Origin of the sequence: Ensifer sp. R-19, from assembly GCF_049905105.1 — a bacterium.
GTDB lineage: Bacteria > Pseudomonadota > Alphaproteobacteria > Rhizobiales > Rhizobiaceae > Ensifer.
The window spans coordinates 3,233,945-3,259,578 of the sequence record NZ_CP184569.1 but is presented as its reverse complement, the minus strand read 5'-3'; the positions used below and the strand labels follow the sequence as shown (position 1 = coordinate 3,259,578).

The following is a 25,634-nucleotide window of genomic DNA, read 5'->3' as shown; positions in this document are numbered from 1 at the left end:
CCGTCGAGAAGCTCAGCGGCGCATTGATTTGCCACATCAAGGGGTTAGGGGCGAGAATGGTTGATGATCCTTCCCGAACGGGCGCGGTTCGCGATGGGCCAACCGGTCCCCCGTCCATTGAGGCGAAGATCACCGATATCGCCAGGATCGGCATCGTCGGGCTTTTTGCCTATTGGTCCCTGACGCTGATTGCGCCATTCGCCATCATTCTCATCTGGGCGGCCATCCTTGCCGTGGCGCTCTACCCGGCCTATGCCCGACTTGGCCGCCTTCTCGGCTCGCGGCGATTGGCTTCATTTCTCATCACGCTGACCTGTCTGGCCGTCATCGTCGCCCCGTTGACCGCGATTGCGGTCAGCTTTGCCGAAGGGCTCCAGGCGCTGCTCGCAAAACTTGCCGACGGTTCTCTCAGAGTGCCGGTACCGCCGGAATACGTTCGCGAGTGGCCGATCGTCGGTGAACGGGTTCATGCCGCCTGGAGCTTGGCATCGGATAATTTCGAAGCTCTCCTGAGCAAGCTCGAACCTTCGCTGGTGCAGGCGGGCAGTAAGGCGCTCGGCAAAATTGCGAGCATCGGCGCCGAGGTGCTGAGCTTCGTGGTGTCCGTGTTGGTGGCCGGCTTTCTTTTCGGCTCCGGCGAACGGCTGGCGGAGATGGCGCAACGCTTCTCCGGCAGGATCGGCGGTGACAGGGGCATCGGCTTCCTGCGTCTGGCGGCAGCGACGATCCGCAACGTGGCACGCGGGGTCATCGGCGTCGCGTTGCTGCAGGCCTTTCTCTGTGCCTTGGTGCTCGGCCTGTTCCATGTTCCGGCGCCGGGTGCCATCGCATTCGTCGTGCTTGTTCTCTGCATCATCCAGATCGGGCCCGCGCTGGTGCTGCTTCCGGTGATCATCTGGGCCTGGGTGACGATGGATTTCGGTCCAGCGCTGCTTATGACCATTCTGTTGGTCCCGCTCTTCGTCATCGACAACGTGATGAAGCCGATCCTGGTGGCTCGCGGACTTTCGACGCCGACGCTGGTCATACTGCTCGGGGTGCTTGGCGGCACGCTTTCCTACGGGCTGATCGGCCTCTTCCTGGGCCCCATCGTTCTCAGTGTGGTCCACGATCTGCTGATGGTCTGGATGCAGGGGGGCGCCGTGGGGGAAAAACCCCAATCCGACGCATCGCAATCGCCGCGGCCGGTTTGAGCGCGCGTCGGTCAGTGGATCGAACTATCGGTGCGTGCCTGTTCGAATTCGGTTTCGGGAATCGGCACGCCCGCCTTGCGCAAGCCATCAACAAGCTGTTGCCGATCCTGCGGACGGCGCAGCCTCAGAGCGACCTCCTGGGGGATACCTTCAAGCAGGCCTGGCAGATTGGTTTCGATCCACGTCCTTTCTTCCTGCGCCTGTGCATCTTTGCCAAGCTTGCCCAGCGTGGCCAGAAGCATGACGCGGGAGAACGGATGGGTGCGAAGATCGGCCATGCGCGCCCATTGCTCGGCGGTGACATAGTCGCCCCCGAAGTAGGAGCAGACCGAAAGCGCTGCTTCGAAATAGCGGGCGGGACCAAAGTTGCGGGCGACGCTTTCCGATAGCAGCTTGCAGCCGGAATCCCATTGGCCTGAAAGCGCCAGCCGGAACCCGTATTCGCCGGCGAGCTCGGCGTCGTTGGGATTGATCGCAAGTGCGCGCGCGCCGACGGCCAGGGCAGCATCGACATCGCCGCGGAAGAACAGGGCGAGCATTCGCGCCTCAAGGGCGCGCACGTCCTGGGGATCCAGTTCCACAGCACGGGCTGCCGCTTCGGTTGCCCGCTCCAGCGTTACCGAGGAGGAGCGATCGAGACGATCCTGGAAGGCGTCGATATAGGACATCGACAGCAAGGCCCAGGCCGTCGCGTAGGTTGGCACCTGTCGCGTCGCCTGTTGCAGACATTCCTGCACCCCGGCTTGGCCTTGCGCACCGACGTCGCCGCGATGGCCGTAATAGCTCAAGGTGCAGGCATAAGCTTGCCAGTCATCGGGAACTGACTGTTTGAACGCCGTGGCGTTTGCCTGGAAAATGGCACCATAGGGCTGTGCCACGGCGCCAGCCACAGCGGCGGCCGCCTTCACCTGCAGGTCGATAGTCTTGCCGGTTTCCAGACGCTCGTCGTAGGCATTCGTCCATACCACCGATCCATCGGACCGCTGGATGAGTCTCGCCACGAGCCGCAGTCTTTCGCCGTCGAACCGGACCCGACCCTCCAGGGCAAAGACCGGACCACCCTGCGGCGAGGCATCGGGCCCTTCACGGGTGGTGACGGTGATCTCCTTGAACTTGGCGATGTTGCCGACGACCTCGTCAGTGAGCCCGCGGGCCATCATCGCCGATTGGGAGGTTCCTGACAGGTCTTCAAATGGTGTGACGACGAGCTTCGGGATTGTCGGCTGCAGGCGAACGATCGATTTGTCATCCTCGTGAAGGAGGAGCGCCCCGGCTGTCAGGCCACCACCGACGCAGACCATGGCTGCCGCCGTGAGCCAGGCTCCTCGCCGGGTGTGTAGAGTGGCTGGTTTTTGTGCGGCACTTTCCTTGGCTTCCGTGTGCGACGGGAGCCACGCATCGATGCGCCGTTCGAAAGTTGGCACGTAAGCGCCCTTGGGGATGCTGATGACGATCGGATCGGTCCGTCCGGCAACGAGGTAGTAGCGTTCGAGCGCCCGGCGAATGCGGCCCGCTTCGATCCGCACCGCCGGATCCGTCTGCGGGTCGAAAGAGGAATCCCGGCCGAAGACCTCGGTTGCAATCGAATAGGCCTTTATGCGATCTCCTCGGCCCGCAATCGTTTCCTCGATGACATAGGTCAGGAATTTGCGATCACGCTCCGGCGCATCGAACTCGGCGCTGCGGCGAATTCGATCGAGTTGTGCCAGAATTTCCGCGTCGGTGGGTGGGGCAACTGCCGACTTGACCCGGCTGTCCTGCCGACTTTCCATGGTCATGCACGCTCCCATGGTCACAATGTGAGATTGTATCCGGCGGCACTGTAAGCTCCGGTATACTACGTCTCCACCCGGTCGAAGCGCAACATGTATTCGCGGGCTATGTTAAGGTTGTGTTTTGGCTGAAGCCGGCTCCGAAGCGCGCACTATGCGCTTCCGGATCGAGCGTGGGCCCGGCTAGGATCGGGCGCCGTTTCGCAGCGGCATGCGCGGCTTGTCCGGTGGCGTACGGAAAGTCTCTGCCGGCGCAGGGCGGCCGACGTGGAAGCCCTGGACCTGGTCGATCCGGAAGCGCCGCATCAGCGCCAGTTGCTCGTCGGTCTCTACGCCTTCGATCAGGATCTTGTGGCCGCGGTTTCGCACCAGTCCGATGATGTCCTGCAGCATGGCGCGCCCCTTGGGGGTATTGCAATCGTGCAGGAACGACCGATCGATCTTCACGGTATCGAATTCGATCAGGCGCAGCCAGGAGAGGCCGGCAAAGCCCGTGCCGAAGTCATCCAGCCATATCCTGATGCCCAGCGTTTCGAGGTCGCTGATGCAGCGCAGGATGCCCGAATGCATCTCCATTTCGAGCCCTTCGGTGATCTCGAAGGCAAGACGGCTGCCGGCCACGCCGGTCTCTCCGAGGATCGCGGCGACCGAGGTTGCAAAGCCCGGGGTCTTCAGCTGGATCGGCGAGACGTTGACGCTGACGAGCGGGATATGGTTATCGACGAGAAGTTCGCGGCAGACGGTCTTGATCGCCCAGCGGCCGAGGTCGAGAATGGCGCCGGTTCGCTCGGCAACCGGAATGAAAAGGCTCGGCGGAACCGACGTGCCGTCCAGCATCGTCAGCCGCATCAGGGCCTCGACGGCCTCGACCTCACCGGTCATCACGTTCCTGATCGGCTGGTAGACGAGCGATACCAGGTTCTGATCGACCGCGATCTTCAGAAGCGCGGCAATGTTCTCGCTTTCGTCGCTGCTTTGCGGGTCGTTCGGGTCGAACAGCTTCGCGCAGTTTCGGCCGCTCGCCTTGGCGGCATAGAGCGCACGGTCGGCTTCGTGGATGATCTTCTCGAGCTTGGCGCCGGTCTGATTGCGCGTGAAAGCAGCACCGACGCTGACGGTGACGATGGAGACGCCATCGCGGCGCTGCTCATGCACCAGCCGCATGTTCTCGACGGTACGGCAGATCACCTCGGCCAGCTCGGCTGCCTGCTCCAGAGTGTCCAGGCGGGCAAGAACGATGAACTCCTCGCCGCCGTAGCGACCGATGGAGCCGTTATAGTCCTTGATCGCCTCGCCGAGCGCATTGGCCACCAGAACGAGGCAGCGGTCGCCCTCCTGATGGCCGTAGCAGTCATTGTATTTCTTGAAGAAATCAACGTCGATCAGCATGGCGGCAAAGCTCTTTCCGAGCTTCTGCCAATCGTTCCAATAGTCGCGCAGCTGCTGGTCGATGGCGCGGCGGTTGTCCAGACCGGTCAGGGGATCGGTGTTGGATAGCCGCAGGAGCGCCATGCCTCGTTCCGAGGCCTCGTTCTGCTGGATCTTCGCCTCGAAGGCGTTGAGGAACACCTTGTAGCGCTCGCGGTTGAGCTTCCAGTTTACATAGGAGGTGAAGATGAAGCAGGAGACGTAAAAGGTCCCGAAGGCGATCAGATAGGCAGGATCTTGCTCGGAGAATAACGAGAGAGCGATGAAGAACGTCGTCAACACGATCCCGGAGGCGACGACCGAGAGGCGAAAGCGGAAACTGAAGAAGAGATTGGCGCCCATCATGAAGATCGCGCCGAAGATCATGTAGTAGGACATGCTGCCAACGTCGGCCGTCATCATCGCAGGCACGAGCCAGCCGATGTAGCCGAAGACCAGTGCAGCGGCGCAGGTGCCGTCGAGCCACTTGGTTCGGGCCTTGATGCGATACAGGATCTCGAAGGTCAAAAGCGCGCCGATGCCGACGACGAGGCGCGCGAGGATCGTATTGAAGGCGACATCAGGGACCAGCAGAATGTCGATCGCGAAAAACGACAGATAGACGGCAACCGCGACCCAGAGGCCCTGCCTCGTCGCCGCACGCCGGCCAGCCTCGCCCTCCATTCGATAGAGTGTCTGAAGCTCAGCCAAATGCGGCCTGTGCGGCTGCTTATGTAGGTCGATGTCAACTACGTCGGCCAACGTGTGCTTCATGCACTGATCCATCGCGCTGCGTCACGGTCAACGGAAATCTGTCGTCGCTTTTCCATCAATGGACGTTGTTTCGGACACTCCATGCTTGCCCCCCACTTTACGCCTGCAACAGGGACGAGTGGTGCGGGTGGGATGATAGGAGGTGTCCATTAAGTTTTGTTAAATTAAAGGGCCGGAACGCCTAGGATTAGGCGTAACCCAAAGGGAGGAAGCACGAGTATTTACCTTATTATATACAAAAACTTGCAAACCGAGCCGTAATGCGCGCATCTTCGCGACCATTGTTAACAAAGCATTAACGGATGGTCTCGCGTGCGCCAATTTCAGACGGTTTTCGATGGTCAAAGCCTGATTACTCCCAAGGCGATGGCTGATGAGTTCGTTTCGCCCAGGGGCGAGCGGCACGACGAACAGCTCACGGTCGGCAGGGCCGAGCTCGCAGTGATTCTCAGGATTGCCCAGGAGCAGTTCCTGCAGGGAACGGACCCGGCGAAGATTATCGACCGGCTTGCAGCCGCTCTTCATGAAACTCGGGCCAAGTTCCACCCGAACGTCTGGCAGGAACTGATACCGATCGCCCAGGCACACCCGGTGTCGGAATATTTCCTCCAGGACCCGTTCACCCGATGGTCCTCCGAAAAGCCCAGGGGCTACTCGGGCGACGCGCAGTTGCTTGACTTCATCTATGGTCATGCGAGCGTTGCCAAGGAGATCGAGCGGGCATCGCCCACCGGGCGAGCGCTCTATGACTACACCAAGGACGCGTCCTCCTCGGTTGCGGTGCGCGAGCGTCGCGACCTCCTGACCCGTCACGTCGACGAGATCGCGGCCAGCCGCGGTTCGCAGGCGGAAATTCTGACGATTGCAGCCGGCCACTTGCGCGAGGCCAATCGCTCGGTGGCGCTCGAGGAGCGTCGGATCAAGCGGTGGGTGGCGCTCGACCAGGACCCGCTCAGCGTCGGTTCGATCAGCCGCGACTTCGCCGGAACCTGCATCGAAGGCGTTGATGGCTCCGTCCGCAGCCTGCTTGGCCGCGATCAGAAGCTCGGCAAGTTCGACTTCATCTATGCTGCCGGCCTCTATGACTACCTTGCCGACAAGGTGGCCATCAAGCTGACCCATCGCTGCCTGCAGATGCTGAAGCCGAACGGTGTCTTCCTGTTTGCCAACTTCGCCCAGGATATCGGCGTCGACGGTTACATGGAGACCTTCATGAACTGGGCACTGCTGCTGCGTTCGGAGGCGGACATGTGGAACATCATCCACAAGAGCGCGGGCAAAGCTGCCGTCGATGCGCGCGTCCAGTTCGGTGCCAACCGGAACATCGTCTACGGCATCATCCAGAAGCATTCCTGATATTGCTTCCGTCTTGAGGGAACCTCCGGCGAAAGCCGGTGGGCCTGAAATCAACGACCGCGGCGAGAGAATGCTCGCTGCGGTCATTCCGTTCGAAGGCGTCAGCCCTGCGGGCGCAGAAACCGGGTCAGGAGAAGCCGCAGCATCGTGCCTTCGTGCTTCGGCTTGAAGCCGGGGTCGATAGCGACCCGGCTGAAGATGCCGTCGATGATTGCGGCAATCCATCGGGCAGCACCGTCCGCATCCACGGTTCGATCGATCTGATTTCGGCTAGCCGCACCCCGAAGCAGCGCCGCAAGGGCTCCGTGAAGCTCTGCGTCATTGGCGGCGGCGAGCGTACCGATCCGTTCGTCACGCATCGCTTCGGCGGCGATTTCGAGCGCGAGGCTCGAATAGGTCGGGTCGCCCGCAAGCTCGAGAACGGTGTCCATGAAACCGAGCAGAGCGGCAAAGAGGTCTTCGGCTTCACCCAATTTTCGGAAGATCTCCGCCGTTTCTTGACGTTCCTCCTCCACGATCGCCGCGATAATGGTGTGCTTGGTCGGAAAATAATGGAAGAGATTGCCCGGGCTCATGCCTGCCTCGGCACAGATTTCGGCAGTCGACGTGCCGTGGAAGCCCTTGCGCGCAAAACAGGTGATTGCTGCATCGAGGATCAGTCGACGTTTGGCGGCGTGTTTCTCGGGGTCGACCTTGCGCATCGCCAATTCTCCTTGCAGGGCAATCTCATTATTAGAGCGAGCACTCTAATTTCGTGGGGTGGTGCGCCGGTGTCAAGGTCGCCTGCCGACAGGAACTCCGCCATCTTCCCGCAATGATAGTATGTAATCTGCCATACAATCGCCGCGTTTGATGGATCAATTTATTAGATTGACTAATCTAATAATTATTCGATGCAGATTGCCCGATCTCGAGGCCGGCAGCTTGCAGCGCCCGTGTTTGCGATCCGACTGGCCTCACCAATGGAAAGCCAATGAAATGAGACGTACAGTTGAGTTGAAGGTCATGCTTGCTGCGCTCATTGCTCTCGCTATGACGGGTGGTGTGGCGCACGCCTCCGGGGAGGCGGCCGCGTCCGTTCCTGTCGATAGCGCGGCTATCAGCCGTACGGTGTCGACACTCGTGGCCGACAGCCGCCCGCAGGAGTGGACCCGGTCCTTCGCCGGCATCTTCGTCGCTCGCGAGGAGATTGCGGTCGGCACGACCTTGACCGATCAGCGTATCGCCAAAGTCGAAGTCGAGATCGGCGACCGGGTTGCGGCCGGGCAGGTGATTGCCCGGCTCGAGACCGACATGCTGGAAAACCTTCTGCGCGAGGCGGAGGGCCGGGTGGCCCGTGCGGGTGCCACGATGGCGCGGGAGGCGGAAACGGTCACGCAGGAGCAGAGGAAGCTCGCCCGGGCCCGGCAATTGCGCCACCTTCAGGCCGAAACCATTCTCGAGGAGCGTGTCTCTGCGCTTGCGATCGCCGAACAGGCGGTGAAGGTCGCACGGGCCGACTACGAACAGGCGGAAGCACTCGAGGCCGAGGCACGCCGTAAACTCGAACGCGCCGTGATCGTGGCTCCCGCCGCAGGCATCGTCTCCGAGCGGCTCGCCCGTGCCGGTGCGCTTGCGGGCTCTGACCCGCTGGTCAAGCTGATCCGCGAGGGCGAGATCGAGTTTGCGGCCGAAGTTCCGGAAACGGAACTGCCGCTACTTGCCGTCGGCCAGGTCGTCAAGGTCAAGCTCTCCGGCCGCAGTGACTGGATCGAGGGCAAAGTGCGCGTGATCAATCCGAAGATCGACCGCGAAACCCGGCTCGGAACTGCTCAGGTCACGCTGAATACCAGCAAGCCGCCCTTTGCCGGCACCTTCGGCCGGGCGGAGATCGTGGTGGCCGAGCGCAAGGCGATCATGGTCGACGATTCCGCGTTGCTTTACGGGGCTCCCGACGGCACGGTTTCGGTCTTCGTCGTCGATGCGGGCAAAGTGGCGCGCAAGACGGTTCAGCCGGGCATGCGCCAGGGTGGCAAGGTCGAGATCGTCTCCGGGCTTGCAGCCGGTGACCGGGTTGTTCTCAAGGCCGGGGTGTCGCTGCGCGAAGGTGAAGCGGTTCTGGCGAGAGATGTCCAGCCGACCCAGACGGGCAAGCCGCAATGACCAGCAACATCTCTGCCTGGGCGATCCGAAAGCCCGTTCCGACGATCGTTCTCTTCGTCGTCCTCACATTGATGGGCATCGCCTCGTTCCTGCGGCTGCCGGTCAACGCCAATCCGAGTGTGTCGTTCCCGGTCGTGACGGTGACGATCACGCAGCCGAGCGCCCAGCCGGCCGAAATGGAAACGCAGGTCACGCGCCGTGTCGAAGGTGTGGCCGCCGGCCTTGTCGGGGTCAGCCATATGCGCTCGACCATCACCAATGGCGTGTCGACGACCACGGTCGAATTCAAGATCGGCACCGATCCCGATCGTGCCGCCAATGACGTGCGCGAGGCCGTGGCGCAGATCCGCTCCGACCTGCCGCAGTCTATCCAGGAACCCATCGTCTCGCGCCTCGATGTGGATGGCAGCGCCATCGTCTATTACGCCGTGCGCGCGCCCGACATGTCGCCCGTGGAGCTCTCCTGGTTCGTGGACGATACGATCAACAGCGAACTGCTGACGCTGCCCGGCGTGCAGAAGGTGCAGCGGCTCGGCGGCGTCAATCGCGAGGTCAGGGTGTCGCTCGATCCCGAGCGCCTGCTGGCGGTTGGCGTGACGGCCGACCAGGTGAATACGGCGCTGCGCGAGATCAACACCAATATCCCGAGCGGACGCGGCGAGATCGGCGGCCGCGAACAGTCGATCCGCACGGTCGGCAGCGCCGGCTCGGTCGAGGAACTCTCGCGCCTGTCGATCCCGCTGTCAGGTGGCCGCTGGGTGCAGCTCTCCGACATAGCGACGATCGAGGATACGTCTTCCGAACCGCGCAACTTCGCGCGCGTCGACGGCGAGCCGGTCGTCAGCTTCTCGGTTTCGCGCAGCAAGGGATCGAGTGACACCGTCGTTGCCGACGCCGTTGCCGCGCGGTTGAAGGAGATCCGCGCGCGTGTGCCCGGCGTCGAGTTCACGGAGCTGATCTCGCTCGTCGAATACACCCAGGAAAGCTACGACGCGGCCGTCACCGCGCTGATCGAAGGTGCGATCCTGACGGTCGTTGTCGTCTTCGCCTTCCTGCGCAACTGGCGAGCGACGCTGATTTCTGCACTTGCCATGCCGCTCTCCATCCTGCCGACCTTCGCGGTGATGGACCTGCTCGGCTTCACGCTCAACGGCATCAGCCTGCTGGCGCTGACGCTCGTCATCGGCATTCTCGTCGACGACGCGATCGTCGAGATCGAGAATATCGAACGCCACGTCGGCATGGGCAAACGCCCGTTCATCGCGGCGATCGACGCGGCCGATGCGATCGGTCTTGCCATCGTCGCCACGACCCTGACGATCGTCGCGGTCTTTGCGCCGGTCAGCTTCATCGGCGGCGCCGTCGGGCAGTATTTCAAGCAGTTCGGCCTGACGGTCGGGATCGCCGTGCTGTTCTCGCTGGCGGTGGCACGCCTGCTGACGCCGTTGATGGCGGCTTACCTGCTGCGGCCGAGGGGCGGCCATGGCCATGCCGGCAAGCCATCGCGTATCGCCAACGGCTATCGACGCTTGCTCGGTTGGACCCTGGATCATCGCAAGACGGCTTTGTCGCTGGTTGCGCTGATCTTCATCGGCTCGATCGGGCTCTTGACCATGCTGCCGACCGGCTTCCTGCCGACGAGCGACAGCAACGTCTCCCAGCTCAAGATCACCTTGCCCCCCGGCACGCGGCTCGCAGAAACCGCCCGCATTTCCGATGATCTGGTCGGCCAGATCAAGGCGCGGCCGGAGGTCGAAAGCGTTCTGGCGACGGCGGAAAACCTCAACGAGGTCTCCCTGCGCATCAAGCTCAAGCCGCGCAAGGAGCGCGGGCTCGATCGCAAGTCCTTCGAGCTGTCGCTCCGTCCGCTGCTGGCGGCAACGCCCGATATCCAGGCAACGTTCTCGTCGGTCGAGGGAGCCAAGGATCTCTCGATCTATCTGACGAGCGACGACCCGGAAGCGCTGATGGCTTCGGTGCGGCGTCTTGAAAGGGAGATGCGCGCGCTTCCGGGTTTGGTCAACGTCCAGTCCACAGAGCCGCTGCTTTCGCCAGAACTGCTGGTCAAGCCGCGCTTCGACGAGGCGGCAAGGCTCGGTGTCTCGGTGACCTCGATCGGCACCGTCGCCCGCATCGCTACGATGGGTGACAGCGAAAGCAATTCGGCGCGCTTCAATCTCGGCAACCGCCAGGTGCCGATCCGGGTCATGCTCGACCAGGCGGCCAGAGGCGACGTCGACACGCTGCGCAATCTGAGGGTCGGCACGAATGCCGGCACGGTGGTGCCGCTGACCTCGGTCGCCGATATTTCCTTCGGTGCGGAGGAAAGCAGCGTTGAACGTCTCGATCGCAAGCGTCTGATCGCCGTCGAGGCCAATCTCAACGGCATCACGCTCGGGACTGCGTTCGAGGCGATCTCGGCGCTACCGGCCATGACCGAACTGCCCCTGGGCGTGTCGCAGGCCAACTACGGCGAAGCCGAATATATGTCGGAGATGTTCCGCAACTTCGCGCTTGCACTGCTGGCCGGCATCCTGATGGTCGCGGCGGTTCTGGTGCTGCTCTTCAAGGACTTCCTGCAGCCGATTACCATCCTGGTGGCCCTGCCTCTGTCGATCGGCGGAGCGGCGCTCGCCATGCTGCTCTTCGGCGCTTCGCTCGATCTCTCGTCGACGATCGGCATCCTCATGCTGATGGGCATCGTCTGCAAGAACTCGATCCTGCTTGTCGACCATGCGATCGAGTGCCGCAACGAGGGTGCCGATCGGCGAACGGCCCTGCTGACGGCAGGCGTCACCCGCGCGCGACCGATCATCATGACGACCATCGCCATGGTGGCCGGCATGGTTCCCGCCGCGATCGGCGTCGGCGCCGATGCCGCCTTCCGGGCGCCGATGGCAATCGCGGTGATCGGAGGCCTGATCACCTCGACGATGCTGAGCCTCGTCTTCGTGCCCGTGATGTTCACCGTGATGGACGACATCAACACGAAGCTCGGCCGTCGGCTGAAGAGGCTCTCTTCGGTGACGGACGAGGATCATGCCGCGGATGCTGCGCGGATCGGCAAGGAGGGTGCGCGCGGCGTCGCCGGCTAGGGTGGCGAGCACAAGTGCTGGCTCAATCGATCAAGGCGCGTTGCACGGAATTTTCGTGCAGCGCGCTTTGCGTTCCCGACCTATTCGAAATAGTTGACCAGCCGCGTTTCGCCGACAGCGTGAACGCGGCAATCGACGTCGAAGATCGCCTGAAGGCGGGACGGCACGATCATGTCTTCCGGCGACCCCTCGAAGGCGAGGCGACCGGCCTGCATCGCGACGATGCGGTCGGAATAGGCGGAGGCGAAGTTGATATCGTGCAGGACGACGACCACGGTCTTGTCGAAGTCGTCGGCGAGGCGCCGCAACAGCTTCATCGTTTCGACTGCATGCTTGATGTCGAGATTGTTCAGCGGCTCGTCGAACAGCATGTAGTCGGTGTCCTGGCAGAGCACCATGGCAATGAAGGCACGCTGGCGCTGGCCGCCCGAGAGCTCGTCGAGAAAGCGGTTTTGATAGGGTTCAAGCCGGAGATAGGCGATCGAGCGCTCGATATGTTCGGCGTCGGCCGCCGTCAGCCGCCCCTTGGAATAGGGGTAGCGGCCAAAGGCGACGAGATCGCGCACGCTGAGGCGGGCGGTGATGTGGTTGTCCTGGCGCATGATCGAGAGCCGCCTGGCAAGCACGTCGCCAGCCGTGCGGCTGACGTCGAGACCGTCGATCAGCACCTTGCCCGTATCCATCGGCATCAGCCGGCTGACGATCGACAGCAGCGTCGACTTGCCGGCGCCGTTCGGACCGATGATCGAGGTCAGGCCGCCGGCGGGCAGCGTCAGCGACACCCGGTCGACCACCGCATTGCCACCGTAGGATTTCGTCACCTCTTGGATTTCGATCATCGGGCGGAACCTCGGACCAGCAGGAAGATGAAGACAAGGCCACCGAAGAATTCGATGACGATGCTGAGCGCCGTGTTGAAGGAAAACAGCCGCTCGAGGATGACCTGGCCGGCGACGAGCGTGGCGATCGCGATGCAAACGGCGACCGGCAGCACGTAGCGGTGGCTGGCGGTCGGCGTCAGCTGCCAGGCGAGACTTGCGACCAGCAGGCCGAAGAATGTCACCGGCCCGACGAGCGCAGTCGAGACCGACACCAGCACGGCGATCAGCACCAGCAGAAGGGTGACGACGCGCTGATGATCGACGCCGAGGCCGATCGACGCTTCTCGGCCAAGCGAGAGCACGTCGAAGGTCGGCGAAAGCCGCCACAGAACGAAGGTCACGGCCAGGGTAGCGACGGCGGCAATGCCGAGCAGATTGGCATCGATGCTGTTGAAGCTTGCAAACAGCCTGTCCTGCAGCACGACGAACTCATTGGGATCGAGGATGCGCTGCAGGAAAGACGACAGGCTGCGGAACAGGCCGCCCAGGATGACGCCGACCAGCATCAGAAGATGCAGGCTGCGGCCGGCGCCGGAAAACAGCGCCCGAAACAACAGCAGCGAAAGTCCGACCATCACCGCCGTTTCGACAAGGAACTGCAGCCGCGGATCGACGCTGCCGGCGCCCGCAGCACCCAGGAAAAACACCATGATCGTCTGAAGCAACGTATACATGGCATCGAAGCCGATGATCGATGGCGTCAGGATGCGGTTGCCGGAGATCGTCTGGAACAGGACCGTCGAGACGGCGATCGCATAGGCGACCAGCACCATGCCGAGCAGTTTCGTGCCGCGGAAGGAGAGAAGGAAGGACCAGCTCCCCTTGGCACCGATGGTCATGAAAGCGACCATCGACACGAGTGCAAGCGCGGCCGAAGCAAGCAGGATGGTGGAGGGAGCGATCCTCTTGGCATCAGCCTGCATGGGAGCGCCTCGAAAGCAGGAGCTGGAGGAAGATCAGGCTGCCGATGACGCCCATGACGGTTCCCACGGGGATCTCGTAGGGAGCGATCAGGAGTCGCCCGACGATATCGCAGGCGAGCACCAGGCCGGCGCCGGAGACGGCGACCACGGGCAGCGTGCGCCTGAGATTGTCGCCCATGATCAGGCTGACGATGTTTGGAACAACGAGACCGAGGAATGGGATCATGCCGACAGTGGCGACGACCGTTGCCGTAACCATGGAGACGATGGCGAGCCCGAGCGCTACGACCCTGTCGTAGTTGAGGCCGACATTGCGCGCGATCGCCTCGCCCATGCCGATGACGGTGAAGCGCGCGGCGGTCGCATAGGCGACGAGGGTGAGCGCGAGACCGATCCACAACAGCTCGTAGCGACCGCGCAGCACCACCGAGAAGTCACCCGACATCCAGGCGCCCATCGACTGCATCAGGTCGTAGCGATAGGCGATGAAGGTGGTGATGGCGTTGACGACGCCGCCGAGCATGAGGCCGATGAGCGGCACCATCAGGGCCGAACGCAAGGGAATGCGCCGCAGGATCTGCAGGAACAGGGCTGTGCCGGCAAGCGCTGTCAGCGCCGCGCAAACCATCTTGCCGGCGACCGGCAGGTTGGGGGCGATGAGCACGGCGAGCAGCATTCCGAGCGCGGCGGACTCGGCGGTGCCCGCCGTCGACGGTTCGACGAAGCGGTTGCGCGCCAGCATCTGCATGATCATCCCGGAGACCGCGAGGCCGGCGCCTGCGAGCATCAGCGCAAGCGTGCGCGGCAGGCGGCTCTCGACGACCAGGAACCAGCCGCGGCCATCGTCGGCTGCGGCAAGGCTGCCGACGCCGGTGAAGACGCTGACGGCGGCAAGCAGGAGGATGACGGGGATGGCAATCAGGGCCGGCTTCATCTTACGGGCCTGCTCTGCCTGTTGTTCGTTTTGACCACTGCTTGCATGTCCCTTGCCCGTTTGCGCTCGACGCCCCTCGTGGAAGGCTCAAGCTTGCCACCGCGCAGTGGCACTCCGCGGACGGTTCGCCTTAGTCTTATATATGATCGGCTTCGTCAAGTTTTCTGCGGCATCTTCGGCAAGCGGAAGCTGTGCATTGCCCTCGCCGGAAAATCGCGCTACGACGACCGATAAAAGATGAGGAAAATAGTCATGAATATATCTTCGATTTCTAATGGTCTGCGCAACCTCGTCATTGCGGCGGCATTCGCAGTCGCCGGCGCGCCGGCCGCCATGGCCGAGACGCTGAAGATCGAACACAGCAGCGGCGTCACCGACGTGGAGAAAAACCCGAAGACGGTGCTGGTTTACGACTTCGGCATGCTGGAGACGCTGGATATGCTCGGCATTCCCGTTGCCGGCGTTCCCGGCGCGGCAATCCCGCCTTCGCTCGAAAAATACAAGGCCGACAGCTATCCGAAGATCGGCACGCTGTTTGAGCCCGACTACGAAGCCATCAATGCCGCAGAGGCGGACCTGGTGATCGTCGGTGGTCGATCGCAGGCGAAATATGCCGATGTCGCCAAGATCGCGCCGACGATCGATCTGACCTCCGACGACAAGGATCTCATCGGCAGCGTCAAGAAGAATGCCGAGATTCTCGGCCAGATCTTCGGCAAGGAAGCGGAAATCAAAGCGAGCGTCGAAAAGCTCGATGCCTCGATCGAAAAGCTTCGCGGCATTGCGGCTGAGAAGGGCACCGGGCTGATCCTGCTCACCACCGGCGGCAAGATCAGCGCCTATGGCAAAGGATCGCGTTTCGGCGTGTTGCACGATGTCTTCGGCATCAAGCCGGCCGATGCGGAACTGCAGGTAGCGACCCACGGTCAGGCGGTTTCCTACGAGTACATTCTCGAGACCAATCCCGATTGGATCTTCGTCGTCGACCGCGATGCGGCAATCGGCCAGCAGGCGCAGCCCGCAGCGGCATTGCTCGACAACGAACTGGTGCGCCAGACGAAGGCCTGGAAGGACGGCCACGTCGTCTACCTCGACTCCGCCAAGCTCTATCTGACGGCCTCCGGCCTGAAGTCGCAGCAGGATATCGTCGACCAGCTCACGCAGGCACTCGAGAAGAAGTAGGGCTCGGGCGGCAGCGCTCGCTGAGTGCGATGTGATCGGACGGCCGCGAACATATCTCTCGCGGCCGTTTCATTGTTCAGGGAGACCCGACAGGAGGAGCAGATCATGCTGAAAGCGTCCAGCGGCTTCCTTTCGGGAAGAGCTGAAGGCACTCGACTGGAGTGAGAGCGAGAAGAGGGCTTGACGGGCGAGGAGCCGTTTCAAGGACGCTGAGACGGCGTTTTTGGGGTAAAAGTTAAAAGGGGAGCCAACACCAAATACCTTTAGATCTTACGGTATTTTTCTGGGTTGGCTCCGTTTTTGAGGAATAAACAATATTGTAACTTGATTTATATCGCTTTCATTAAAATACATTTCGAATTTTATGCTTTTTTTAAATGACAAAGCGGAACGAAATCCGCAATCAATCAATGTATTCTTTACGCTTACTCTGGTTTACGCTTACGCCACGCGCTGGGTTGAAGGGCATTAGCGGATTAAGATCCTCCGAAACCCAGGCTGTTTTCGTTCATACTCAGGAACGAAACGCCAATGTGACTCCAAACGCGGGCGCGCGGAAGCTACCAATTCTGGTTAGTGGTTTGTAATTATTGGCTGTTTGTGGCGTAATCCGCAGTCCCAAGCCGTTGTTATGGCGTTAAGATTCGCGCCTGCCAGCGCGACTGTGGGCACCAAACATGCGGTTGTGTGCCCCGCTTCCTCGCGCGAACGGTTGACCCGCTTCGCCCGAAGCGCAAATTTACTAGCTCTAACGAAGTATTATTAGGTATATCGACCTCGCGAAATGAGTAGGCGATACCGGGAATACCTCGGCAGCTAATCCGTTTTCTCGTCTCGGAAGGGTTGCGCCTCGCGGAAATGGATGGCCCGTCGTGTGCGGCGGAACGGCGATCGCTGCCATCTTGATAACGTTTTTCACGCCCCCAATAAGGGGGTCGATCGCAGTGTAACCCAAAGATGGTTCGATTTATAACGATTTAAGAACGCTTATGAAGCGCCTCTAATCCTTTTGGGTTGTTTCGTAATGAAGATCTTTACGTTACATTAGCTATCGCGAATTTTCCCGGGGCGGGAAGATATCGTGATGCATAGTGGTTCCGAATAAATTTTCTGAAAGTGTGGTGCACAGCGGGAAAAACGCAGCACCCATAAAAACAAATGGAAAAATCCTAGGAGGGCGTAATGTATCCGGGAAGCTCCAGCGTTGGTGATTTTGAAGAAAACAACAAGGCTTTATCGCAGAAAAAAAAGATTGTCATGCTTGCCAAGATCGATCTGTTTGCCGAGTGCCTGATGCAGGCGGTCGGCTCGCGGTTTCAGGGGCACGACATCGTCTGCTTTTCCGATCCGGACAATCTGTTGGACGGCAGTCTCGTCGACGTGACGTTGATCATGCTCTACCGGATGCCGGCCAAGTCCTTTCCAGCAATCTTGCGGACGATCCACGAGTTCCACCCCAAGACCTCGATCGGTCTGGTGGTGGAGAATGCCGACGAGCTCGATCCGTCGATTGCCGGTTTCGTTGAAGAGCGGTTGATCCATGGCGTTCTGCCGTTGAACCTCAACCTGGACGTCTGCCTTGCGGCCATCGATCTACTGATGAAGGGAGGCGAGCACTTCCCAGCCGCCTTACTGCGACGGCTTTCGCCCGAGCCCTTCGCTGCGAGCAGTCTCTATGGCCGGCGGGCAGAGCTGTCCGGATCCGGTCCGGCCGCAGGCGCAGGTCGGCGCAAGCGCGATGCCGGACCTGACGGACTGACGACCCGCGAAGTTCAGATCCTCGATCTGATCTGCAAGGGAACGCAAAACAAGATCATCGCGGATCGTCTTGGATTGTCGGAAAATACCGTCAAGGTTCATGTCCGCAACATCTACAAGAAGATGAACGTCCGCAACCGCACGGAGGCGGCGTCGCGTTACTTCACCAACGATGCGGCGGCCGAACGGGGTGGCGACACGCTTTCGTCGCGCTGGAAGAACTAGGCTCGAAGAACTAGGCTCGGCAGCGTCGGCCAAACACTTCATTTCTGTGCCTCGACGTGGTCGAGAGCGCAGATGTTGGTGTTTGGATATCGTCTGTGAGGCCCCGTTTGCCGCGTTCCCGTGATCTGGTCTGTGGCGAAGCGTGGTCGCCACGGCGGAACACGCGACCGGCATCCGCATGACGGTCTACTCCCCTGAGAATGGCAATGTTTCTTGAGCGATCCGATAGCCCGCTGTGACTTCAAGATGGTTAACAAGGTATTAGATGATTATGTTGATTGGATTATAATGTAACTATTCGTGATTATGTTTCCGATTATTTTATTCCTATTTCAGATTACATTATATCAATCCTTATTGTTTTAGTTGACGCGCTAATGGTTATTTGATAATTAACTAATATTGAAATTGAAGATAAGTAGATTTTCGGATGAATTGTAGAATTATAGTTCTGTCGGGTTGTGCGTGAATTTGTAATAAAGAACAAAATCCTTATTATATTTCCATTGGCAGCCCGTCTCCAATCACCATGAGAAATGGTGTGTACAATAATTGGAGGTGTGTATGCGAAAGGTCGTTCCGGGGCCGTTGTCTGTCGTCGGGCAACGGGAATTTCTAAAGAAGATTTCAGGAATACCAAGGAGAATTCTAGTAACAGGTGGAGGCGGGTTTCTTGGCTCTCATATTTGCGAAAGACTTCTTTCTCTAGGTCATACGGTTATTTGTCTCGACAATTTTTCAACCGGACGGCGTGAAAACCTCTCTCATTTGGTGCAGAACCCGCATTTCCACATCATCGATCATGACGTTCGCAAACCCTATCTGATTGACGCCGACGTCATCTTCAACTTTGCCTCTCCCGCATCGCCGCCCGACTATCAGGCCGATCCGGTTGGCACTCTCATGACGAACGTCCTTGGCGCGCTGCATGCACTCGAAAATGCGCGCGCCACCGGCGCCACGGTCATCCAGTCCTCGACTTCGGAAGTCTACGGCGATCCGCTCCTCAGCCCGCAACGCGAGGTCTATTTCGGCAATGTCAATCCGATCGGCCCGCGTGCCTGCTACGATGAAGGAAAACGGTCGGCCGAAACCCTGTTCTTCGACTACCACCGATCCCATCGGGTCAAGATCAAGGTCGCGCGCATCTTCAATACCTACGGTCCGCGCATGCGTCCGGACGATGGCCGGGTGATCTCCAATTTCGTCGTTCAGGCCCTGCTCGGCAAGGACCTGACCATCTATGGCGACGGGCAGCAGACCCGGTCCTTCTGCTATGTCAACGACCTGATCGACGGCTTTCTCCGGCTTTCGGTCTCGGCGGATGACTGCATCGGCCCGATCAACCTTGGCAATCCTGGGGAGTTCACCGTTCTCGAACTTGCGCAGATGGTGCGGTCTCTGACCGGGTCGCGCTCGCGCATCGTTCACCAGGCGGCGGCCGTCGACGATCCTCGCCAGCGCCGTCCCGATATCTCGCAGGCGCTGACCGAACTCGCCTGGGAGCCGAAGGTCATCCTGCGCGACGGGCTTGAGCGCACTATCGCCTACTTCGAGGAGCGCCTCAGCGCGGCCGATCGCGCAACGGCGGGACAGGCGGTATGAGATGTCCCGCGTCGTACTCGTCACCGGCGGTGCCGGCTTCATAGGAAGCCACACCTGCAAACGCCTTGCCCAGCAGGGTTTCGTCCCCGTCGTCTATGACAACCTGTCGACGGGACATAGGGCCAACGTACGCTGGGGTCCCCTCGTTGAAGGCGATCTCGAGGATACGGAACGGCTGGCAACGGCCGTCCGGACGTTCCTGCCTGAATGCGTGATCCACTTTGCGGCTTCCGCCTATGTCGGGGAATCCGTCGAAGACCCGGGAAAATACTACCGCAACAACGTCGCAGGCAGCATCGCGCTGCTCGAAGCCTGCCGCGCGACCGGGCTGGCACGCATCGTGTTTTCCAGTTCCTGCGCCACCTATGGCGTGCCGCAGCGGCTTCCGATCACCGAGGATACGGAACAGTTTCCGATCAACCCCTATGGGCGCACGAAGCTGATGATCGAGCTGATGCTTGGCGACTATGCGCGCGCCTATGATTTCCGCTCCGTCGCGCTGCGCTACTTCAACGCCGCAGGCGCCGATCCGGAAGGACAGCTCACGGAACGGCACGATCCCGAGACGCATCTCATACCGCGTGCCCTGATGGCGGCGGCCGGCGGGATCGAACGGCTCGACATCTTCGGCGACGACTATGCGACGCCGGATGGAACCTGCATTCGCGACTACATTCACGTGACCGACCTTGCCGACGCCCATGTCGCGGCCGTCAACTATCTGAATGACGGCGGCGAGGTACTGCGCGCCAATCTCGGCTCCGGACATGGAACCTCGATCCGGGAGGTTCTCGAAGCGATCGATCGCGTTACCGGGCGGCAGGTTCCCGTGCAGATGTTGCCGCGTCGCCCGGGCGATCCGCCCGTGCTCTATGCCGACACCAGCCGGGCGCGGCAGCAACTGGGCTTCCGGCCGGCCTTCTCGGATATCGAAACCATCATCCGCACGGCGGCGCCGGGTTTCGGGCTGGAGGTGTGGCGATGAGCTGGGCAGCCACAGTCGATGGATTTCGGCGCTATGCCGATCTCGCGCGTGCGGGGCCTGTCAGGCCGCGTCTGACGACGCTGTTTTCCGGGCGCTTGCAGATACTGAACATGTTGGGGGTTACCGCGTGGTTCGCGGCCTTCACGTATTTCTGGTGGTGGTGGCTCGATCCGGCCCATGTTCTGGACTGGCCGTCCTACGTCCTTATCACCGTCGTCGTCGGGTGGATCACCCTGCTGCCGGTCTACTTCATCACGATCTTTTCCGGCGCGAAGGTGGCCACGGTGAGCACGGGGCCGGTGCCCCAGGGGCGGATCGCGATGGTCGTCACCAAGGCGCCGTCCGAGCCGTTTGCCGTTGTACGCAAGACGTTGCAGGCGATGCTGGACCAGACTGGCTGCGACTTCGATGTGTGGCTGGCAGACGAAGACCCGTCGCCGGAAACGGTTTCCTGGTGTGCGGCCCACGGGGTTTTCATCTCCACGCGAAAGGGTTTCGCCGAATATCATCGCGCCGCCTGGCCGCGCCGCACGCGCTGCAAGGAAGGAAACCTTGCCTATTTCTACGATCACCACGGCTATGACCGCTACGATTTCGTGGCGCAATTCGACGCCGATCACGTGCCCGAAGCCACCTATCTCGTGGAGGTGCTGCATCCCTTCAACGACCCGTCGGTCGGCTATGTCTCGGCGCCGAGCATATGCGACGCGAATGCCGCGGCAAGCTGGTCGGCTCGCGGGCGGCTTTACGCGGAGGCGAGCCTGCATGGCTCCCTTCAGGTCGGCTACAACAATGGCTGGGCGCCCCTATGCATCGGTTCCCACTACGCCGTGCGGACAAAGGCCCTGAAGCAGATCGGCGGATTGGGGCCGGAACTCGCCGAAGATCATTCGACCACGCTGATGATGAATGCCCATGGCTGGCGCGGCGTGCATGCCCTCAACGCCATAGCCCATGGCGACGGGCCGGCGAACTTTGCCGATCTCGTGGTTCAGGAGTTCCAGTGGTCTCGCAGCCTCGTCGCGATCCTGCTGAAATATTCGCCTTTGTATGTGCCGAAGCTGCGGCCGCGGCTGCAGTTCCAGTTCCTGTTTTCGCAACTCTGGTACCCGCTGTTTTCGTGCTTCATGGCGCTGATGTTCCTGATGCCGATCGTGGCGCTGTTGATGGGGCGGGCCTTCGTTGACGTCGACTATCCCGATTTTCTGCTGCATTTCGTGCCTTTGTCAGTGGTTCTGGTCGTGCTCGCCTATTTCTGGCGTTCGACCGGTACGTTCCGGCCGCACGACGCGCGGGTGCTGAGTTGGGAGACGGTCCTGTTCCTGTTCGCGCGGTGGCCCTGGTCGCTGCTCGGCTGTCTGGCGGCGGTGCGCGATCACCTGACCGGCTCGTTCGTCGATTTTCGCATCACGCCGAAAGGCGGCGGTGCCGCGGCTCCCCTGCCGCTTCGGATATTGATGCCCTATTTCGTGCTTTCCCTGATGTCGGCGCTCGCCGTCTGGCTGATTTCCGATGCCGGAACGGCACGCGGCTTCTACGTCTTCGCCGAGATCAACGCCCTCGTCTATGCCGGGCTCGTGGTGGTGATCCACGTTCGACACGCCCGCGAGAACGGGCTGCCGCTTATGCCGCGTTCGACGATGACCGCAATGACGGCCGGCTCTCTGGTGCTGGTTTCGGTGCTGTCGGCCCAATCGGCGGTGCGTCACGGCGCCGAGGCAACGGAGGCCCTGTCGCATGGCTTGGGTTTCGTGACCTTCACCGAGGCGAAATACACGGTCGCCGGCGCCGGACACGGTACGAAACTCAGGATCGTTCGCTTCCATTTGCAATGGAAAGGCTTTTCTCAGCCGCCCGAGAGCGGGGCGCGGATCGAACCTGCCGTATCACGGGCCACCTCTAACAATGCCGGAAGAAGGAGTGTCAGTGAAACGAAGTACCGGGAAACCAGGACGACAAAGAAGGTCGGCCGATACTACGTGCCGTCATGACGGCGGCGAACAGTCGAGTGTGTAATCTCCAATGTGAGGAGAAAGTGGATGAAAGGGTCGATAAAAGTCATGGTTCTGCCGCTGTTGCTGCCGGTTGCAGCCGCTGCGGTCTACTTGGGCGCCCAGCCGGTCAAGGCGAAGATGGAAGTCAAGCCGACGCCGCTCAGCGCTTACGAAGTCTATTCCCTCTACCGCAACAAGACCTGGCAATGGTCCACCGGCGGTGCACGCTTCACCGCGCATGACCGCAAACTCGTGGCCTTTGTCGACAAGGGCAACGGCAACCGATCCTTTGCCGAAGGCAATTGGTACGTCAGCGATCTCGGCATGATGTGCATGCAGGCCATCTGGACGACCGCGGCCGAGGCCGGCGATGCGCGGACCTGCTTCGGCCATGCCAAGATCGGCGACACGATCTATCAGCGGAAGGTGCCAAACGGCGAATGGTATGTCTTCAAGCATGCAAAACCCAAGCCCAATGACGCCTACTACAGCCTCGTCGCCCAGGACGACATCACAGCAAAGGCGTTGCGTCTCAAGGAACAGTTCCTGGCCAAAAAATAGACGCAGCAGGAGGATGAAATGAAACGCAAATTGGCATTCGCCCTATGCACTGCCCTGGCCCTGCAACTGGACTTCGGCAGCTTGGTATCCGCGTTGGCGCAGGAGCAAGCCAATCCTGCGGGCAATGCCGGTCAGACCCAGACCATGATCGACAAACGTCCCGTCATGCACCCTGGCGGAACGAGATTCGGCGCCTATGACCCGCATGGCGATTTCGGCGCCCAAAGCGATGTGACGACCGAAGCTCTGTTCCTGCCCTGGGAGGACGTCGATCTCGCATCCTTGCGCACCGCTGACGAGTATGCCCTTCAGCGGGGACGCAATCTGCTGATCACCATCGAGCCCTGGTCCTGGTCGCTCGACTGGAAATTGACGCCGGCGCAGCTCCGCGACCGGATGCTCAGGGGTGAATACGACGTCAACATGGAGGCGATCGCCGACATGATCGCCGAGCTGAAGAGCCCGGTCATCGTGCGCTGGGGCCAGGAGATGGAAGACACGTCCGGACGGTTCTCCTGGGCTGGCTGGGCGCCACAGGACTGGATCAAGGCCTACAAGCATGCGATGGACATCGTGCGCAAGAAGGCGCCGAAGGCGCAGATCATGTGGTCGCCAAAGGGTTTGCCGAACCTCGATGCCTATTATCCGGGTGACGATTACGTCGATCTCGTCGGGCTGTCGGTCTTCGGGCTCGAACCATTCGATCAGATCGAATATGGGACGCCAAGGACGTTCGCGCAGGCGCTCAAGCCCGGCTACGACCTGGTGGCCAAGTACAACAAGCCGATCTGGGTCGCCGAGCTCGGATGGGAAGGCAGCCCGGCCTATATGCAGCCCTGGATGAACACCGCGACACAACCGGACCCGCAGTTCCCCAACCTGGCCGAAGTCGTCTACTTCAACGACCGTGACGTCATCGAATGGCCGCACAATCTCGGCCGGCCGAACTGGCGCGTGGTCAACCAGACCACGAACTGACATTGCCGGCAGTAGCGCGCTCTGAACGGGCGCGCGAGAAAGTTCAAGCATCTCGTTTGGCTGGATGCCCTTACTTGCAGAAAAGCCCCTCGCTTGAGGCGAGAGGCTCGAGTTAGAAGTGCCGGCGTTGTCGGCTGCGATTTACTCGGCCGCCTGCGGCCCCAGTTCGCCGCGACGGATCTGGTCGGCTTCGATCGATTCGAACAGGGCGCGGAAGTTGCCCTCGCCAAAGCCTTCGTCGCCCTTGCGCTGGATGAACTCGAAGAAGATCGGGCCGATCACTGTCTTCGAGAAGATCTGCAGCAGGATCTTCGTCATGCCGCCGTTCACCACACCTTCGCCGTCGATGAGGATGCCGTGCTTCTTCATCCGGTCGATCGGTTCGTCATGGCCGTGAACACGGTCATGCGACATGTCGTAATAGGTCTCCGGCGGGCCTGGCATGAATTTCAGGCCATTGTCCGCCAGCTTGTCAGTGGCGTCGTAGATGCCTTCGGTGCCGACGGCGATGTGCTGGATGCCTTCGCCCTTGTATTTGCGCAGATACTCCTCGATCTGGCTCGTATCGTCCTTGGACTCGTTCAAGGGAATGCGGATCTTGCCGCAGGGCGAGGTGATCGCCCGGCTGACGAGGCCGGTGATGCGGCCGTCGATGTCGAAGAAGTGGATCTGGGTGAAATTGAACAGCTCGCGGTAGAAGGCCCACCACTTGTCCATATTGCCGCGATAGACGTTGTGCGTCAGGTGGTCGAGATAATAGAATCCGACGCCCTCGGGCCTCGGATTGCGCTCGCCGGTCCACTCGAATTCGGTCTCATAGGCAGAGCCCTTGGCGCCGTAGGTCTCGACGAAATAGAGCAGCGAACCGCCGATGCCGACAATCGCCGGAACATCGAGGCACTTGTCCTTGCCTTCATAGGGGATCGCGCCCTTCGAAACCGCATGGTCGAAGGCGTGCTTTGCGTCGACGACGCGCCAGGCCATGGACGGGGCGCAGGGGCCGTGCTCATCGACGAAGCGCATGGCATGCGAGCCGGGTTCGGCGTTCAGAATGTAGTTGATGTCGCCCTGCCGCCAGACCGTGATGTTCTTGGTCTTGTGCTTGGCAACCGGGCTGTAACCCATGCGAGCAAAAAGCTCGGCGAGCTTCTCCGGTTCCGGATGGGCGAATTCGACGAATTCGAAGCCGTCGGTGCCAGCGGGGTTTTCAGCGGTAATCGTTGCCGGCGGGGCGTCATGCGGGAAGGGGCCCATCGGAAGTCTCCTCTTGTTCTTCCAAACTTTGCTGGAGTATGACGCAATTCCCATGCATGATGCTTGTATTCTTGCGCGGTTTAGACAGGATGGCGCACGGAACATGCATAATAGTGAATTAGGATGCAGGAATGGAGCAGCTTGACGGGTTCGATCTCAAGATCCTCAGCGAATTGCAGCGCGACGGACATCTGACCAATAATGAGCTGTCGGAGCGCATCGCACTTTCGCCGTCACAATGCTCACGGCGGCGTAGCCGGCTCGAAGCCGAAGGCTACATCACCGGCTATCAGGCACAGATCGACCGGCAGAAGCTCGGCCTCGATCTGATGGTGGTGATCTCGGTGACGCTCGCCACCCACAACCGCGACAATGCCAAGCGCTTCGGCAAGCTCATTTCGAGTTTGCCCGAGGTGTTGGAGGCCTATGCGCTGACCGGTGAGATGGACTATCACCTGCGGGTGGTGACGCCTGACCTCGCGGGGCTGTCGCGCTTCGTCAACGACGTGCTTTTGCCGCATGACAGCGTGCAGCACGTGAAGACGTCGATCGTGCTCGAAACGCTGAAGAGTTTTGAAGGTGTGCCGATTCCGGAGCGGATGAAGGGCTGACGTT

At 60.9% G+C, this 25,634-nt stretch carries 19 protein-coding genes; 12 read left to right on the top strand and 7 right to left on the bottom strand.

What is annotated here, in order from left to right:
* Window positions 1-56 precede the first annotated feature (56 nt).
* Complete coding sequence (locus tag ACN9MO_RS15810) at window positions 57-1,193, top strand: AI-2E family transporter (protein ID WP_113132263.1); 1,137 nt, start codon at window positions 57-59, stop codon at window positions 1,191-1,193.
* A gap of 11 nt (window positions 1,194-1,204) precedes the next feature.
* Here ACN9MO_RS15810 and ACN9MO_RS15805 read toward each other — a convergent pair whose 3' ends face one another.
* Both ACN9MO_RS15805 and ACN9MO_RS15800 read right to left on the bottom strand, forming a co-directional pair.
* The gene (locus ACN9MO_RS15805; protein ID WP_112995976.1) at window positions 1,205-2,971 is read right to left on the bottom strand and encodes a hypothetical protein; all 1,767 of its coding nucleotides are present in this window, start codon (window positions 2,969-2,971) and stop codon (window positions 1,205-1,207) included.
* Window positions 2,972-3,148: 177 nt separating this feature from the next.
* Window positions 3,149-5,146: a putative bifunctional diguanylate cyclase/phosphodiesterase gene (locus ACN9MO_RS15800; RefSeq protein WP_162728104.1), complete on the bottom strand. Its 1,998-nt coding sequence runs from the start codon at window positions 5,144-5,146 to the stop codon at window positions 3,149-3,151.
* A gap of 312 nt (window positions 5,147-5,458) precedes the next feature.
* Between ACN9MO_RS15800 and ACN9MO_RS15795 the strand changes: the two genes are divergently transcribed.
* Complete coding sequence (locus tag ACN9MO_RS15795; protein WP_057254494.1) at window positions 5,459-6,502, top strand: class I SAM-dependent methyltransferase; 1,044 nt, start codon at window positions 5,459-5,461, stop codon at window positions 6,500-6,502.
* Between the two features lie 101 nt (window positions 6,503-6,603).
* Here the strand turns inward: ACN9MO_RS15795 and ACN9MO_RS15790 are convergent, their stop codons facing one another.
* On the bottom strand, window positions 6,604-7,203 hold the full coding sequence (locus tag ACN9MO_RS15790) for a TetR/AcrR family transcriptional regulator (protein ID WP_112995973.1): 600 nt from the start codon (window positions 7,201-7,203) through the stop codon (window positions 6,604-6,606).
* A 277-nt stretch (window positions 7,204-7,480) separates the two neighbouring features.
* On the opposite strand from ACN9MO_RS15790, the gene ACN9MO_RS15785 reads away from it, so the two are divergent.
* Both ACN9MO_RS15785 and ACN9MO_RS15780 read left to right on the top strand, forming a co-directional pair.
* Window positions 7,481-8,644, top strand: a complete 1,164-nt coding sequence (locus ACN9MO_RS15785; protein ID WP_162728103.1) for an efflux RND transporter periplasmic adaptor subunit — start codon at window positions 7,481-7,483, stop codon at window positions 8,642-8,644.
* Window positions 8,641-11,739 (top strand): efflux RND transporter permease subunit, encoded by a 3,099-nt coding sequence (locus ACN9MO_RS15780; RefSeq protein WP_113132238.1) that lies wholly within the window; start codon window positions 8,641-8,643, stop codon window positions 11,737-11,739. Before ACN9MO_RS15785 ends, ACN9MO_RS15780 begins: the two co-directional genes overlap by 4 nt.
* An 80-nt stretch (window positions 11,740-11,819) precedes the next feature.
* On the opposite strand, the gene ACN9MO_RS15775 is transcribed toward ACN9MO_RS15780, so the two are convergent.
* From ACN9MO_RS15775 to ACN9MO_RS15765, 3 genes are read right to left on the bottom strand one after another with little or no spacing between them, the layout of a single operon-like run.
* On the bottom strand, window positions 11,820-12,578 hold the full coding sequence (locus ACN9MO_RS15775) for an ATP-binding cassette domain-containing protein (RefSeq protein ID WP_113132239.1): 759 nt from the start codon (window positions 12,576-12,578) through the stop codon (window positions 11,820-11,822).
* Window positions 12,575-13,543 (bottom strand): iron chelate uptake ABC transporter family permease subunit, encoded by a 969-nt coding sequence (locus tag ACN9MO_RS15770; protein WP_112995969.1) that lies wholly within the window; start codon window positions 13,541-13,543, stop codon window positions 12,575-12,577. The genes ACN9MO_RS15775 and ACN9MO_RS15770 overlap by 4 nt, the downstream gene beginning before the upstream one ends.
* Entirely contained in the window at window positions 13,533-14,477 is a 945-nt protein-coding gene (locus ACN9MO_RS15765) for an ABC transporter permease (protein ID WP_112995967.1), read from the bottom strand. Before ACN9MO_RS15765 ends, ACN9MO_RS15770 begins: the two co-directional genes overlap by 11 nt.
* 252 nt (window positions 14,478-14,729) lie before the next feature.
* Between ACN9MO_RS15765 and ACN9MO_RS15760 the strand changes: the two genes are divergently transcribed.
* The 7 genes from ACN9MO_RS15760 to ACN9MO_RS15730 all read left to right on the top strand — a co-directional run bounded on the left by ACN9MO_RS15760 (window position 14,730) and on the right by ACN9MO_RS15730 (window position 23,765).
* Complete coding sequence (locus tag ACN9MO_RS15760) at window positions 14,730-15,659, top strand: siderophore ABC transporter substrate-binding protein (RefSeq protein WP_110880657.1); 930 nt, start codon at window positions 14,730-14,732, stop codon at window positions 15,657-15,659.
* 1,182 nt (window positions 15,660-16,841) lie between these two features.
* A complete protein-coding gene (locus tag ACN9MO_RS15755) occupies window positions 16,842-17,642 on the top strand; it encodes a helix-turn-helix transcriptional regulator (RefSeq protein ID WP_057254501.1) in 801 nt (266 codons plus the stop codon).
* Between the two features lie 564 nt (window positions 17,643-18,206).
* A complete protein-coding gene (locus tag ACN9MO_RS15750; protein WP_082641249.1) occupies window positions 18,207-19,247 on the top strand; it encodes a UDP-glucuronic acid decarboxylase family protein in 1,041 nt (346 codons plus the stop codon).
* Window position 19,248: 1 nt separating this feature from the next.
* A complete protein-coding gene (gene galE / locus ACN9MO_RS15745; RefSeq protein ID WP_112995965.1) occupies window positions 19,249-20,232 on the top strand; it encodes a UDP-glucose 4-epimerase GalE in 984 nt (327 codons plus the stop codon).
* Window positions 20,229-22,223 carry a glycosyltransferase gene (locus ACN9MO_RS15740; protein ID WP_112995963.1) on the top strand — a complete coding sequence of 665 codons (1,995 nt, stop codon included), beginning with the start codon at window positions 20,229-20,231 and terminating at the stop codon, window positions 22,221-22,223. Before galE ends, ACN9MO_RS15740 begins: the two co-directional genes overlap by 4 nt.
* Window positions 22,224-22,271: 48 nt before the next feature.
* On the top strand, window positions 22,272-22,787 hold the full coding sequence (locus ACN9MO_RS15735) for a DUF995 domain-containing protein (protein ID WP_057254503.1): 516 nt from the start codon (window positions 22,272-22,274) through the stop codon (window positions 22,785-22,787).
* 18 nt (window positions 22,788-22,805) lie between these two features.
* Window positions 22,806-23,765 (top strand): glycoside hydrolase family 26 protein, encoded by a 960-nt coding sequence (locus ACN9MO_RS15730; RefSeq protein WP_057254504.1) that lies wholly within the window; start codon window positions 22,806-22,808, stop codon window positions 23,763-23,765.
* 141 nt (window positions 23,766-23,906) lie between these two features.
* Here ACN9MO_RS15730 and hppD read toward each other — a convergent pair whose 3' ends face one another.
* Window positions 23,907-25,019 carry a 4-hydroxyphenylpyruvate dioxygenase gene (gene hppD, locus ACN9MO_RS15725; protein ID WP_057254505.1) on the bottom strand — a complete coding sequence of 371 codons (1,113 nt, stop codon included), beginning with the start codon at window positions 25,017-25,019 and terminating at the stop codon, window positions 23,907-23,909.
* Between the two features lie 131 nt (window positions 25,020-25,150).
* Between hppD and ACN9MO_RS15720 the strand changes: the two genes are divergently transcribed.
* Window positions 25,151-25,630, top strand: coding sequence for an Lrp/AsnC family transcriptional regulator (locus tag ACN9MO_RS15720; RefSeq protein WP_057254506.1), 480 nt, complete (start codon window positions 25,151-25,153; stop codon window positions 25,628-25,630).
* Window positions 25,631-25,634 lie beyond the last annotated feature (4 nt).